Annotated in this window: 11 protein-coding genes and 1 tRNA gene; 5 read left to right on the forward strand and 7 right to left on the reverse strand. The window is 67.6% G+C overall.

Annotated elements, in window-relative coordinates:
• Positions 1 to 21: 21 nt before the first annotated feature.
• The 6 genes from kasB to aceE form a co-directional block, all read right to left on the reverse strand.
• Positions 22 to 1,281 carry a 3-oxoacyl-ACP synthase KasB gene (kasB, locus tag GPY60_RS05385; RefSeq protein WP_156686608.1) on the reverse strand — a complete coding sequence of 420 codons (1,260 nt, stop codon included), beginning with the start codon at positions 1,279 to 1,281 and terminating at the stop codon, positions 22 to 24.
• Between the two features lie 45 nt (positions 1,282 to 1,326).
• Positions 1,327 to 2,577: a 3-oxoacyl-ACP synthase KasA gene (gene kasA / locus GPY60_RS05390; RefSeq protein ID WP_156686609.1), complete on the reverse strand. Its 1,251-nt coding sequence runs from the start codon at positions 2,575 to 2,577 to the stop codon at positions 1,327 to 1,329.
• On the reverse strand, positions 2,574 to 2,921 hold the full coding sequence (acpM, locus tag GPY60_RS05395) for a meromycolate extension acyl carrier protein AcpM (RefSeq protein WP_156686610.1): 348 nt from the start codon (positions 2,919 to 2,921) through the stop codon (positions 2,574 to 2,576). Before acpM ends, kasA begins: the two co-directional genes overlap by 4 nt.
• Positions 2,922 to 3,009: 88 nt before the next feature.
• Positions 3,010 to 3,918 carry an ACP S-malonyltransferase gene (locus tag GPY60_RS05400; protein WP_156686611.1) on the reverse strand — a complete coding sequence of 303 codons (909 nt, stop codon included), beginning with the start codon at positions 3,916 to 3,918 and terminating at the stop codon, positions 3,010 to 3,012.
• A gap of 137 nt (positions 3,919 to 4,055) precedes the next feature.
• Positions 4,056 to 5,402, reverse strand: a complete 1,347-nt coding sequence (locus tag GPY60_RS05405; RefSeq protein WP_156686612.1) for a PucR family transcriptional regulator — start codon at positions 5,400 to 5,402, stop codon at positions 4,056 to 4,058.
• 137 nt (positions 5,403 to 5,539) lie between these two features.
• Positions 5,540 to 8,332: a pyruvate dehydrogenase (acetyl-transferring), homodimeric type gene (gene aceE / locus GPY60_RS05410; RefSeq protein WP_156686613.1), complete on the reverse strand. Its 2,793-nt coding sequence runs from the start codon at positions 8,330 to 8,332 to the stop codon at positions 5,540 to 5,542.
• A gap of 152 nt (positions 8,333 to 8,484) precedes the next feature.
• Here aceE and GPY60_RS05415 point away from each other — a divergent pair, with 152 nt between their 5' ends.
• The 4 genes from GPY60_RS05415 (at position 8,485) to GPY60_RS05430 (ending at position 10,186) form a co-directional block, all read left to right on the forward strand.
• Positions 8,485 to 9,078: a hypothetical protein gene (locus GPY60_RS05415; RefSeq protein WP_370462650.1), complete on the forward strand. Its 594-nt coding sequence runs from the start codon at positions 8,485 to 8,487 to the stop codon at positions 9,076 to 9,078.
• Between the two features lie 91 nt (positions 9,079 to 9,169).
• Complete coding sequence (locus GPY60_RS05420) at positions 9,170 to 9,592, forward strand: DUF3052 domain-containing protein (RefSeq protein WP_156686614.1); 423 nt, start codon at positions 9,170 to 9,172, stop codon at positions 9,590 to 9,592.
• Positions 9,592 to 10,053 carry a peroxiredoxin gene (locus tag GPY60_RS05425; RefSeq protein ID WP_156686615.1) on the forward strand — a complete coding sequence of 154 codons (462 nt, stop codon included), beginning with the start codon at positions 9,592 to 9,594 and terminating at the stop codon, positions 10,051 to 10,053. Before GPY60_RS05420 ends, GPY60_RS05425 begins: the two co-directional genes overlap by 1 nt.
• 58 nt (positions 10,054 to 10,111) lie before the next feature.
• A tRNA-Val gene (locus GPY60_RS05430) sits at positions 10,112 to 10,186 on the forward strand.
• A 267-nt stretch (positions 10,187 to 10,453) separates the two neighbouring features.
• Here the strand turns inward: GPY60_RS05430 and GPY60_RS05435 are convergent.
• Positions 10,454 to 11,617: a hypothetical protein gene (locus tag GPY60_RS05435; RefSeq protein ID WP_156686616.1), complete on the reverse strand. Its 1,164-nt coding sequence runs from the start codon at positions 11,615 to 11,617 to the stop codon at positions 10,454 to 10,456.
• A 439-nt stretch (positions 11,618 to 12,056) separates the two neighbouring features.
• Here GPY60_RS05435 and GPY60_RS05440 point away from each other — a divergent pair, with 439 nt between their 5' ends.
• Positions 12,057 to 13,109 (forward strand): YihY/virulence factor BrkB family protein, encoded by a 1,053-nt coding sequence (locus GPY60_RS05440; RefSeq protein WP_231639358.1) that lies wholly within the window; start codon positions 12,057 to 12,059, stop codon positions 13,107 to 13,109.
• Positions 13,110 to 13,120: the final 11 nt, after the last annotated feature.

Here is a 13,120-nt window from a genome sequence, read left to right on the forward strand (position 1 = left end):
TTCTTTCGGTAAAGCGTGGTATCAGTACCGCCCAAAGGCGAGTGCGACGTTGTGCCCGCCGAATCCGAACGAGTTGTTGATGGCGTAGTTGTAGGTGCCCGGCCTCGGCTTGCCCGCGACCACGTCCAAATCGATTTCCGGGTCGAGGTTTTCGAGGTTCAGCGTCGGCGGGACGACCTGATCGCGCAATGCGAGCACGGTCAGGATCGACTCCACCGCACCGACGGCGCCCACCGAGTGGCCGAGCGCGGCCTTGGGTGCGAATACCGCCGCGTTGCCGCCGTGCGGGCCCAGCGCCCTGTTGATGGCCCTGCCCTCGGCGAGGTCGCCCACCGCCGTGCCGGTGGCGTGGGCGTTGACGTGGTCGATGTCGCCGGGCGTCAGGCCCGCGAGCTGGATGGCCCGCGTCATCGCATCTCCGGCGCGCACACCGTCGGGGTCGGGGGCCACCATGTGGTAGCCGTCCGACGTGATGCCGGCGCCCATGATCCGGGCCAGGATGTTGGCCCCGCGCGCCCTGGCGTGCTCCTCGGTCTCGATCACCATCAGCGCGCCGGCCTCGCCGAACACGAACCCGGTCCGGTCGCGGTCGAACGGGCGACAGGCGCCTTCGGGGTCGTCGTTCTTGGTCGACATCACGATGCGCATCTGGGCGAACGCGGCGATCGGCACCGCCTCGATCTTGGTCTCCACGCCGCCGCAGATGGCGATGTCGGCCTCGCCGAAGACGATGTTGCGCCACGCCTGGGCGATGCCCTCGGACCCGGACGCGCACGCCGAGATCGGGGTGATGACCCCGGCCTTGGCGTGCCGCTCCAGCCCCACCGCCGCGGCGGCTCCGTTCGGCATGTACTTCTGCACCCCGAGCGGGGAGACCGCCTTCATCCCACGGGTCCGCATGTCGTCGTAGCTGAAGACCATCTCTTCCGACGAGCCCAGGCCCGTGCCGATGGACACCAGCAGCCGGGTGCTATCCACCTCGGGCGTGCCGGCGTTCTCCCACACCCGCCGGCTCAGGACCGTGGACATCTTCTGCAGGTAGCCCATCCGGCGCAGTTCGACGCGCGTGAGGTGGTCGTCGAACTGCTCCAGAAGGTGCCCGCCGATGCGAACCGGCAGGTCGAACTCCTTGACGAACGGGTCGTCGAGGACACGGATCCCGCTTTGGCTGTCGAGCAACGACTTCCAGGTGTTCTCGACGTCGGTGGCCAGCGCGGTGGACATGGCAATGCCGGTGACGACTACGTTCGGGAGCGTTTCCCCGGTAACCAGCTTCGTCATGGGTGTAGCGAAAGTTCCTTCCCTGTCTATCCGGACGCGCCGTGCTCAGTAGCGCCCGAATGCGAGTGCCACGTTGTGGCCGCCAAACCCGAACGAGTTGTTGATGGCGTAGCGGTACTCGCCGTAACGGGGTTCGCCCGCAACGACATCCAGGTCGATCTCGGGGTCCGGGGTTTCGTAGTTCAGCGTCGGTGGGATGACACCGTCCCGAAGGGTCAGCACCGTCAGAACCGATTCCAGCGCGCCGACCGCTCCGATGGAGTGGCCGAGCGCCGACTTCGGCGCGTACACCGCGGCGTGCTCGCAACCGGCGACGCGAATGGCGTTGGCCTCCGCGCTGTCACCGATCGGCGTCGCCGTTCCGTGCGCGTTGATGTGGTCGACATCCTTGGCGGACAGGCCCGCCAGCTCCAGGGCGCGCGTCATTGCGCGACCGGCACGCACGCCGTCGGCGGCCGGGGCCACCATGTGGAATGCGTCGGAGGTGATTCCTGCACCGAGCAGCCGGGCCAGCGGCTTGGCGCCCCGGGCCTTGGCGTGCTCCTCGGTCTCGATGACCATCAGGGCCCCGGCCTCGCCGAACACGAAGCCGTCGCGGTCCTTGTCGAACGGCCGCGACGCCCGCTCGGGCTCGTCGTTGCGGGTCGACATGGCCCGCATCATGGAGAACGCCGCGATCGGGAGCGCCTCGATCGGGCCCTCGACGCCCCCGCAGACGGCGATGTCTGCGTCGCCCATGACGATCTGGCGCCATGCGTGGGCGATCGCCTCGGAGCCCGAGGAGCAGGCCGACACCGGGGTGATCACCCCGGCGCGGGCGCCCAGTTGCAGACCGACGACCGCCGCGGCGCCGTTGGGCATGATCATCTGAACGGCGAGCGGCGACACCTTGCGGGGGCCGCCCTCGTTCATCAGGTCGTAGCTCTCGATGACCCGCTCGGCGCCGCCCAGCCCGGTGCCGACCACGACCGAGAACCGGTCGGGGTCGACCTCCGGGCTGCCCGCGGTCTCCCACAGCTGCCCGCTGAGCAGCTTGCTCATCCGCTGGACGTACGACATCCGCCGCAAGTCGAGCCGGCCCATGTGGTTGTCGACCGGCTCCTTGAGGTGCCCGCCGATTTTCACCGGCAGGTCCCACTTGGTGATGTATTCGTCTTCGAGGACGTGGATGCCGCTTTCGCCGGCCAACAATCCCTTCCACGTGCTCTCGGCGTCCGGCGCGATCGATGTCGTCGCCGTGACGGCGGTTACCACAACGCTGGGGTAACCGCCATTAGCAGTGGAAGGTTTACTCACTTGCTGTCCGCTTCCATCCTCGCCTTGACGTTGGCAACGGCGTCGGGGTTCTCGGTCTCCAGCTTGGCGCGCAGAGCCTGCGCGGCCTCGGGGTTCTCTTCCTCGAGCTTCTGGATGTAGGCGACGACGTCACCGACGGTGCGCAGGCCGGCGAGGTCCTCGTCCGGGATCTTCACGCCGTACTTGTCCTCGGTCTGCACGGCGATCTCCACCATCGACAGCGAGTCGATGTCCAGGTCGTCGACGAAGGACTTCTCCGGGGTGACCTCGGAGGGCTCGATACCGGTGACCTCCTCGATGATCTCGGCGATACCGGCGATGATTTCTTCCTGACTGACGGGCACGACGTGCTTCCCTTCGTAATGTGTTGTGTGATAACAGAACAGACGTGTTATGTGGTTGTGCTGGTTCTTACAACTGGACGGGCCGGCTTTAGATTTCGGCCAGCGCGTCCAGGTCTGCGGGCGACTTGACGGCATGGGCCGTAACCCCCCGAAGCTCTCGTTTGGCGATACCGGTGAGAGTGCCCGCGGGCGGGAACTCCACGATCTCCTCGATTTCGCGCTCGCGCATCGTCGCGGTGCACAGGTCCCAGCGCACGGGCTGGGTGAGCTGCGCGACGAGCGTCTCCATTGCCGTGGCCGCGGACGCGACGGGCTGCCCGTCGCGGGTGGACAGCAGCGTGGCGGTGGGCTCGGCGGTGGCGACCGCGGCCGCCGCGGCGGCGTAGCGGTCGAGGGCCGGAGCCATGTATTTGGTGTGGAAGGCGCCGGCCACGCCGAGGGCGCGGACCCGGGCCTTGGCCGGCGGGTCCTCGGCCAGCTTCGCCAGCGCGGTCAGCGAGCCGGCCGCGACGATCTGCCCGGCGGCGTTGCGGTTCGCGGGGAACAGGTCGAGCTGCTCGAGGCGGCTGAGCACCTCGGCCTCGTCGCCGCCCAGCACGGCGGACATGCCGGTGGGCTCGATGGCGCACGCCTTGGCCATCTCGGCGCCGCGGGTGGCCGCCAAGGAGACGGCGTCGTCGGCGGAGATCACGCCAGCGATCGCGTACGCCGCGATCTCGCCGACGGAGTGGCCCGCGACGATGAGGTCCTTGCCGGCCAGCAGCCCGCGCTTGGTCATCTCCTGGTGAGCCAGCAGGGTTGCGGCGACGACCAGGGGCTGGGTGACCGCGGTGTCGGTGATCTCCTCGGCCGACGCGGTGGTGCCCAGGCGGGCGAGGTCCAGGCCGCTTACCTTCGACCACAGCGCCAGCTGGTCGGCGGCGCCGGGCAGCTCCAGCCACGGCGAGAGCATCCCCTCGGTCTGCGAGCCCTGTCCGGGCGCGAGCAATGCGATCACGTGTCTAAGAGAACACTGTGGAAACGGTTTTGGCGGGTGTATCAGATTATGAACCTCGTCTTAGGTTTTTGTTTACTCCCTACAAAATAGCTCCGTAAGCTACGTGTTTGATACAGAGCCGCTATCTGTTGCGTGGATCACTGACGAGCGGTCTTGGCCCGCGCAGCGCCGTTGACCGGCAGCGGCACCGGCGGCGCCGTTGTAGTGCCGAAACCGGGCGGACTTGGGGGAGTCGTGGGGTAATTCAACTGGCCCACCGTCGAGGCCACACGCAGCACGTATGCGTCGCGCGGGTCGGTGGGGTCGCGGCCGGTGAAGTCGGTGATCCGCTTGAGCCGGTAGCGGACGGTGTTTGGATGAACGAACAATTTCCTGGCGCACGCCTCAATGGCGCCGCCGGAGTCTAAGAAAGCGTCAAGGGTCTCGACGAGGGTGGGCCCGGCGTCGCCCAGGGGCCCCATGACGTCGGTGTGCAACGCGACGATGGCCGACGCGTCGCCCATCAGAGCCCGTTCGGGGAGCAGTTCGCGCGCGAGCACGGGCCGCGGCGCCCCCCGCCAGCCGGCGACGGCGTTCATCCCGGAGATCGCCTCGCTGGCGCTGTGGTAGGCCGCGGTGAGCATGGGCGCGGTGGGGCCGATGACCACGGGCCCGTCCGAGAACGCCTGCAGCAGTTCGCCGAGGAACTTGTCGGTGGGCGACAGCTGGCCGGACACGATGGCCACCAGCCAGGTGCCGTGAACGTCGGTGAGGGCCGCGCGGCCGTGGCTCGCCGCGATGTCGCGGACGTGCTGGCTGGCGCGCTGGGTGCCGATCTGGCCGTTCGAGCCCTTGAAGTCGCCGCGGTCGGGCGCCGGGATGCCCACCACGACCGTCGCGGGGGCCGTGGTGTCCCAGTTCAGCGCGGCCGCCCGGGATAACAATTCGGGGCCCGTGTCGCCTCGCACCACCGCGTCGACCACGCTGGCCTCCATCCGGCTGTCCCAGCTGCCGCGCGCCTCGGCGGCGTTCGCGTAGGCCGAGGCGGCGGTGAACGCCAGGTCGCGGCTGTATTTGAGGATGCCGACGGTCAGGGCGGTCAGCTGCTCCTCGGAGCGCGCGACCAGCGGCACCACCTCTTCGAAGAAGTCCATGGTGACCCGGGCCATGTCGACGCTGTCGCTCAGCGCGATCCGCCGGGCCAGGTCCTGGGGCACCAGCTCGAACGCCTGCGCGGTGTAGCTGACGTTGCTGTGCGGGTCCTGCATCCACTCCACGAAGTTGTTGATGGCGGTCTGCACCACCAGGGCCATGCTGGCCCGCTGCGACGCCTCCAGCTCCCCGAAGAACGGCAGGCGGTCCTGCATCGCCGAGACGGCCTCGGTGGCCAGCCGGCCGGAGTACTGCTTCAACCGGCGCAGCAGCGACTCGGGCACCGTGTCGAGCAGTTCGAGCGGCGAGCGGGGGTGTTTGGCGAACGGCCCGGCGAACGCGTTGTCATTCACCCCTAAAACCTACGCCTCTTTTTGGGGGTTACCGCTAAAGCGAGGCCCGGCCGTGGCGCCTTGCCGCCGCCAGCGTCACGCTGGTGTGACGCTGGGCGGCGAGCGCCACGCTGGCGTAACGCTCGGCGAAGCAAGCCTCAGGTGGCCGTGCCCGCCTCGGCGCTCTGCCCGCGGGCGGCCTGGACGTCGTCGATCCGGTACTGGCGGGCGGCCGCGACGGGCACCGACGGGTCGATCTCCCCGTCGCGCGCCAGCGCCTCGAGCACCGCGACCACCTGGGACTCGGCGTCGGTGTTGAAGAACCGCCGCGCGGCCGGCCGGGTGTCGGAGAAGCCGAACCCGTCGGTGCCCAGCGTGACGTAGGTGCCCGGCACCCAGGGCCGGATCTGCTCGGGGACCGCGCGCATCCAGTCGGACACGGCGACCACCGGCCCCTCGGCCTTCGCGAGGGCCTGCGTGACGTACGGCGTTCCGGCCGGGCGGTCCGGGTGGCGCAGCTTCTCCTTCTCGACGGCCACGCCGTCGCGGTTGAGCTCGCCCCAGCTGGTCACCGACCACACGTCGGCGGCGACGTCCCACTCGGCGGCCAGCATCTCGGCGGCCTTCAGCGCGTCCGGCATGGCCACCCCCGACGCCAGGATCTGGGCCTTGCTGGACCGCTGCTCGGTGCTCGCGCGGTAGCGGTAGATGCCGCGCAGCAGGCCCTCGGGGTCGAAGTTCTCCGGTTCGGGTGGCTGCGGGTACGGCTCGTTGTAGACGGTGAGATAGAAGTACACGTTCTCCGGGCCTTCGCCATACATGCGGGCCAGCCCGCTTTCGACGATGTAGGCGATCTCGTAGGCGAACGCGGGGTCGTAGGACACCACGGCCGGGTTGGTGGCGGCCAGCAGCAGCGAGTGGCCGTCGGCGTGCTGCAGGCCCTCCCCGGTCAGGGTGGTGCGGCCCGCCGTCGCCCCGAGCAGGAAGCCGCGGGTCATCTGGTCGGAGGCGGCCCACAGGTCGTCGCCCGTGCGCTGGAACCCGAACATGGAATAGAAGATGTAGATCGGGATCATCGGCTCGTTGTGCGTCGCGTACGACGTCCCGGCGGCGATGAACGAGCCCACCGACCCGGCCTCGTTGATGCCCTCGTGCAGGATCTGCCCGACCTCGCTTTCCTTGTAGGCGAGCATCAGGTCGGCGTCGACGGCGGTGTAGAGCTGGCCCAGGCGGTTGTAGATCTTGAGCGACGGGAACCACGAGTCCATGCCGAAGGTGCGGGCCTCGTCGGGAATGATCGGCACGATGCGCGGGCCAACTTCCTTATCCCGCATCACTTCCTTGAACACGCGCACGGTCGCCATGGTGGTGGCGACCTCCTGCTGCCCGGACCCCTTCTTCAGCGCGGCGTAGGTCTCGCGGCCCGGGAGCCGCAGCGCCTTGCTCTTGGTCCGGCGTTCGGGCACGAAGCCTCCGAGGGTCCGCCGGCGGTCGAGCATGTAGCGGATCTCCGGGGCGTCGGGCCCGGGGTGGTAGTAGGGCGGGCAGTAGGGGTTCTCTTCGAGTTGCGCGTCGCTGACAGGGATGCGCATGGAGTCGCGGAAGTGCTTGAGGTCTTCCAGCGCAAGCTTTTTCATCTGATGGGTGGCGTTGCGGCCCTGGAAGTGCGCGCCCAACGAGTAGCCCTTGATGGTCTTGGCCAGGATGACCGTCGGCTGACCCTTGTGGTCGACGGCGGCGCGGTAGGCGGCGTACACCTTGCGGTAGTCGTGGCCGCCGCGCTTGAGGTTCCAGATTTCCGCGTCGGTCATGTTCTCGACCAGCGCCTTGGTGCGCGGGTCGCGGCCGAAGAAGTGGTCGCGCACGTACGCGCCGTCGTTGGCCTTGTACGTCTGGTAGTCGCCGTCGGGGGTGGTGTTCATGAGATTGACCAGCGCGCCGTCGCGGTCGGCGTGCAGGAGGGCGTCCCACTCGCGGCCCCACACCACCTTGATGACGTTCCAGCCGGCCCCGCGGAAGAACGACTCCAGCTCCTGGATGATCTTGCCGTTGCCGCGCACTGGCCCGTCGAGGCGCTGCAGGTTGCAGTTGACGACGAACGTCAGGTTGTCCAGGCCCTCGAGCGCCCCGACGTGCAGCAGCCCGCGGCTCTCCGGCTCGTCCATCTCGCCGTCACCCAGGAAGCACCACACGTGCTGGTCGGAGGTGTCCTTGATGCCTCGGTCGTGCAGGTAGTGGTTGAACCGCGCCTGGTAGATGGCGTTCAGCGGGCCCAAGCCCATCGACACGGTGGGGAACTCCCAGAAGTCGGGCATCAGCCGCGGGTGCGGATAGGACGGCAGCCCGCCGCCGGGGTGGCTGTGCTCCTGGCGGAAGCCGTCGAGCCGGTCCTCGCTGAGCCGGCCCTCGAGGAAGGCGCGCGCGTAGATGCCGGGGGATGCGTGGCCCTGGATGAACACCTGGTCGCCGCCGCCGGGATGCGACTTGCCGCGGAAGAAGTGGTTGAACCCGACCTCGTACAGCGCCGCCGAGGAGGCGTAGGTCGAAATGTGGCCGCCCACGCCGACTCCCGGGCGCTGGGCCCGATGCACCATGATCGCGGCGTTCCACCTGATCCACGTCCGGTAGCGACGCTCGACGTCCTCGTCGCCGGGAAACCACGGTTCCAGCTCGGTCGGGATGGTGTTGACGTAGTCGGTCGACGTGAGTGACGGGATCGCCACCCGCTGGTCGCCGGCCCGCTCGAGCAGGCGCAGCATCAGGTAGCGGGCCCGCGCCGGCCCCGAGCGCTCGAGGAGCTGGTCGAAGGACTCCAGCCACTCCGACGTCTCCTCGGGGTCGATGTCGGGGAGGTAGGACGCCACGCCCTCGCGGATGACCCGAACCCGGTCGGGTTCGCTTGCGCTGCTAGGGGTTTTGGCCAGATCGTTGCGCGCGAACTCGGTGGTCAACGGGTGCTCCTGTGGTTGGCGGGTTCTCCGCTCGTGCCGGGTCCCTCTATCGTGCCGCACCGACGTTTCCGGCGGGTAGCGGGCAATCTAGGGATATCGAGTCGGTGTGTGTGCTCCCGCGGCCCCGGGAGCACCCGGTAACGTCAGCAACCGTGCGGATCGGATGGCGTACCGTCCTTGCGCGGGAAGCCGCGGGGGTGTCCAGGAAGCGAGGCGCCCAGGCGCTCGGTTGTGTAGCGGTGACGCTGATCGGCATCGTCGGCTGTACCAGCGTCACCAACGGCACGGCCACGCCCGACACCAAGGTGGCGCCGGCCTACCGGCAATCCGTCTCGGCGTCGGTGTCGGCCTCGTCGGCGACGTCGAGCATCCGGGAGTCGCAGCGCCAGCAGTCGCTGACGACCCGGGCGGTGCGCACCTCGTGCGACAACCTGGCGACCACCAGCAAGGACGCCATCGACAAGGTGAACGCGTTCGTCGGGGCCTACAACGCGGGCCGCAACACGGGCCCCACCGAAGGCCCGGCCATCGACGCCCTGAACAACAGCGCCTCAACGGTTTCCAACAGCTTCAGCGACGCGCTCTCGCAGCAGCTGAAGGATTCGTTCAACGCGTACATCGACGCCGCCCACGGGGTGGCCAACGCGATCGGCACGCACGCGTCGACGGGGGAGTTCAACAAGCGCGTCGATGCGCTCAACGACGCCAAGACGAAGGCGATCAAGCTGTGCGTGGCTTCGTTCTGATGGCCCCCATGAGGCACGGGTGTGGACCGCGTCGCGGCTATGCGACGATAATCCCCATCGCACGGCTCGGACAGAAGTAGGAGGCTCCACGGTGGTCGCGGCGGATCACGCCCCGAGCTACGCTCGCAAACTGGGCATCCAACGGGACCAAGTCGTCCAGGAGTGGGGCTGGGACGAGGACACCGACGACGACATCCGCGCGGCGGTCGAGGAAGCCTGTGGCAGCGACCTGCTCGACGAGGACACCGACGAGGTCGTCGACGTAGTCCTGCTGTGGTGGCGCGACGGGGACGGCGACCTGGTGGACACCCTGATGGACGCGATCAGCCCGCTGGCCGAGGACGGCGTGATCTGGGTGCTGACGCCCAAGACCGGTAAGGCCGGGCATGTGCTGCCGTCCGACATCGCCGAGGCCGCCCCCACCGCCGGGCTGATGCCGACGTCGTCGGTGAACCTGGGCGACTGGAGCGCCAGCCGCCTGGTGCAGCCGAAGTCCCGGACCGGGAAGCGTTGATGCTGGACGTCGGCGCCCCCGCCCCCGACTTCACTCTGCGCGACCAGAACCAGCAACGCGTCACCCTGAGCTCCTACCGCGGCGCCAAGAACGTGCTGCTGGTGTTCTTCCCCCTGGCCTTCACGGGCATCTGTCAGGGCGAACTGGACGCGCTGCGTGACCATCTGCCGGAATTCGAGAACGACGAGAGCGCGGCGCTGGCCATCTCGGTGGGGCCCCCACCGACGCACAAGATCTGGGCGATCGAGAGCGGGTTCACCTTCCCGGTGCTGTCGGACTTCTGGCCGCACGGCGAGGTCAGCCAGGCCTACGGCGTGTTCAACGCCGACGCCGGCTACTCCAACCGCGGCACGTTCGTGGTCGACCGGTCGGGCATCATCCGGTTCGCCGAGATGAAGCAGCCCGGCGAGTCCCGCGACCAGCGACTGTGGTCGCAAGCTCTGGCGGCGCTGCGCAGCTGAAGTTTGGGTGTCCGGGCCCGGGACGGGTAGCCTGCGGCGCGGGCCTTCCGGGCTCACGGGGCGCGTAGCTCAGTGGTAGAGCTCTGGTTTTACACACCAGCGGTCGGCGGTTCGATACCGTCCGCGCCCACCAGGCTTCATCGAGGTCAGCGACATACCGCGGTCAAGATCACTCTGATATGCGAACCCCCGTTGTGCCAAGGATGTGCCGACGGCGTTCGGTCGGTCGGTACGACTGACGGAGTGCCACCATTGCGCGGGACGTGACGCTGCGGGCTAGATCGCAGTGACCCTGTCGACGTCAGCGGACAGCTCCGAAAGCGACTGGCGGTCGCAATCCAACGCATCCTGCCCGAGGTGCTGTTCCCGCGGCTGGATGAGGTGTGAATCGGTGCCGCCATCAATCCTGGACGTCCTCGGTGTCCGAGGAGGACTCGGATCCTGTGTTCATCGCACTACCCCACTGTTTGCGTCGCTCCGCCTCGCGGCGGCCGTACGCAGCCTGCCGGATGTCTTCTTCACTTTCGAATCCCGTTCCCAGTGCGCCAACCACTGACGCGCCCACAGTCGCCATCCAGCACAATTTGAAGTACTCGAAGAGGCTGGGCGAGGACCCGAAGTGCCTCGCCAGCACGTTGTCGGAGAGCACTAGAAGAGAAACCAGGAAATTCAGGACCAACAACCCGACGAAAGCGACGCTCAAGCCGACGATGAAAGTGATGACGGTGGACGCATTGAACAGGAAGAGCTGCAGGCGATCCGCGACTTCCTGATCCCGGCTCACCCACAGGTGGTGGTAGAAAATCAGCCAGGTCACCATTGCAGCGACCAGACACAGCGAGATCGTCAGCAGGCGATACCAGCTCTGGTCTGTACCTAGCTCCCACACCGTCGGATTGATGAGCAAAAGAAGGCTGAACGCCAGCGCTGCGACCACACCTCGCCGCAATCCGAGCCATAACCGCCATGGCCGGTTGGCTCGCACCATCCCGAGAAGCTGGCGCCACAGGCCCCGAGTGGCTACCACCTGCGCATCGATACCAGCGGCCTCGGGTTCGACGAGCCGGAACGGGCCCGGCAGGTTTCGGCCTCTTAATGACGGAGTTGGCCGATCAGTCCGGGCAGGCTTACAGACGGCCGGAATGAGCTCCTGGAAGATGTGCACCATCACGTCGGTGACTCGCGGCCGCAATCTAGGGGCTCCAAAAGCCGGAAGTGATAAGACCGCGACGCTGCTCTTAATATTCAAATCGGCGACCAAAGGTTCATTGCGTTCGCCGCATAAGGGCAAGTCCGTGACGCAAACGGCCGCGTCCCAGCCATGCTGTCGCCTCATCTGCCCTGCGCGCTCAATCAAGGCTTGATTGTCTCCCTGCGGACCGATCGGTAGTCGTTCGCGGTGCAGGCATACATCGAACGTCGCGGATCCGCTGCATGCCTCCGCCAACAGCGTCGGCAGCTCCCGATGGAGGTGGTCGGCGATTTCCGCCGGAGCAGCGTCGGGGTCGCAGATTACTGCGACCGTTTGAACGGGTGACGCGTCACGGGTCTGCTTCTGATTCACAGCTGTCATGCTTCCGATCGCCCACCCTCATCGCATCGGCCCAGCGGCGCAAGCCCTCCGACATCGGTTCGGCCCGCGGGGTGGGCGTAGTGACCCACGTTGTCCGCTTCCGAACCGATTTCCGGTGCTATCCCGGACGAATGCGATTGGTGAACAACACTTCGCAACCGCTAGCAGCAGTCTCGCTGGCGGCGGCTGCGATTCAGCCCAGCGCTACTTGCTTTCGGCTCACGCATCGTGCCGCTTGGACGAACTAATGCGGATCTCCAAAAACGTTGCGGCTCAGTAGCATTCGCAACGGATCGGGAACTCGGTCCTCGGTGGGGAAATCGCGCCGGCCATCTCATGGGCCCCGCAACAACCGGCAGTCACAGCCTGGGGTGTGCATCGATTTGCCCCCCGACGTTCCATCGCCGACAGTTTGGGTACCCGGCCCCCTGTGAGCGATGCAGAACCGCGCGGTGACGTCGCCGTAACCGACCCGGACCACGAGCTGAAGCCGGAGTCGCCAACCGACCTGACCAGGCCGTCGATGCTGTACGTGCTGCGCAAGACCGCCCGCGAGTTCGGCCACGACCAGTGCACCGACCTGGCCGCCGCGCTGACGTATTACGCCGTCCTGTCGGTGTTTCCGGCGCTGGTGGTGATGGTCTCGCTGCTCGGGGTGTTCGGTCAGGGCAGGCGGACCACCGACGCGGTGCTCCAAATCGTCGGCGAGGTCGGGCCGCCGTCCGTTGTCGACGCCTTGCGTGGGCCGGTCGAGCAGCTGGTCAACTCGCCGTCGGCCGGTTTCGCCCTGGTGGCCGGCATCGTGGGCGCGCTGTGGTCGGCGTCGGGCTACATCGGCGCGTTCGGGCGCGCGATGAACCGCATCTACGAGATCGAGGAAGGGCGCCCGGTCTGGAAGCTGCGTCCGCTGCAGCTGGGCCTGACGCTCGCCGGCATCGTCATGGCGGGGGTGGTGGCCCTGTTGTTGGCGGTCAGCGGTCCGGTGGCCCGAGCCGTCGGTGACGCCATGGGGCTCGGGCACGCGGCGCTCACGGTGTGGAGCATCGCCCGCTGGCCGGTGCTGCTCGTGCTGGTGATCGCGGCGGTGGCGATCCTGTACTACGCGACTCCGAATGTGCGCCAGCCGAAGTTCCGGTGGATCAGCGTGGGCGCGGCGATCGCCATCGTCGTGCTGATCGGCGCGTCGCTGCTGTTCGCGCTCTATGTCGCGAATTTCGGCAGCTACAACAAGACCTACGGCACGTTCGCCGGCGCCATCGTGTTCCTCCTGTGGTTGTGGATCATCAACCTGGCGTTGTTGTTCGGAGCCGAACTCGATGCGGAACTCGAACGCGGGCGACAGTTGCAGGCGGGCATGCCCGCCGAGCGCGAGCTTCAGCTGCCCATGCGCGATACCCGGGTGGCCAAGAAGAAGGAAGCCAAGAAGCAGCGCGACGTCGAGCTCGGCCGTCGGCTGCGAAGCTCCCACGGCCGCATGGAATAGCCGGCCAGACT

This window comes from Mycobacterium sp. Marseille-P9652, from assembly GCF_902652685.1.
GTDB lineage: Bacteria > Actinomycetota > Actinomycetes > Mycobacteriales > Mycobacteriaceae > Mycobacterium.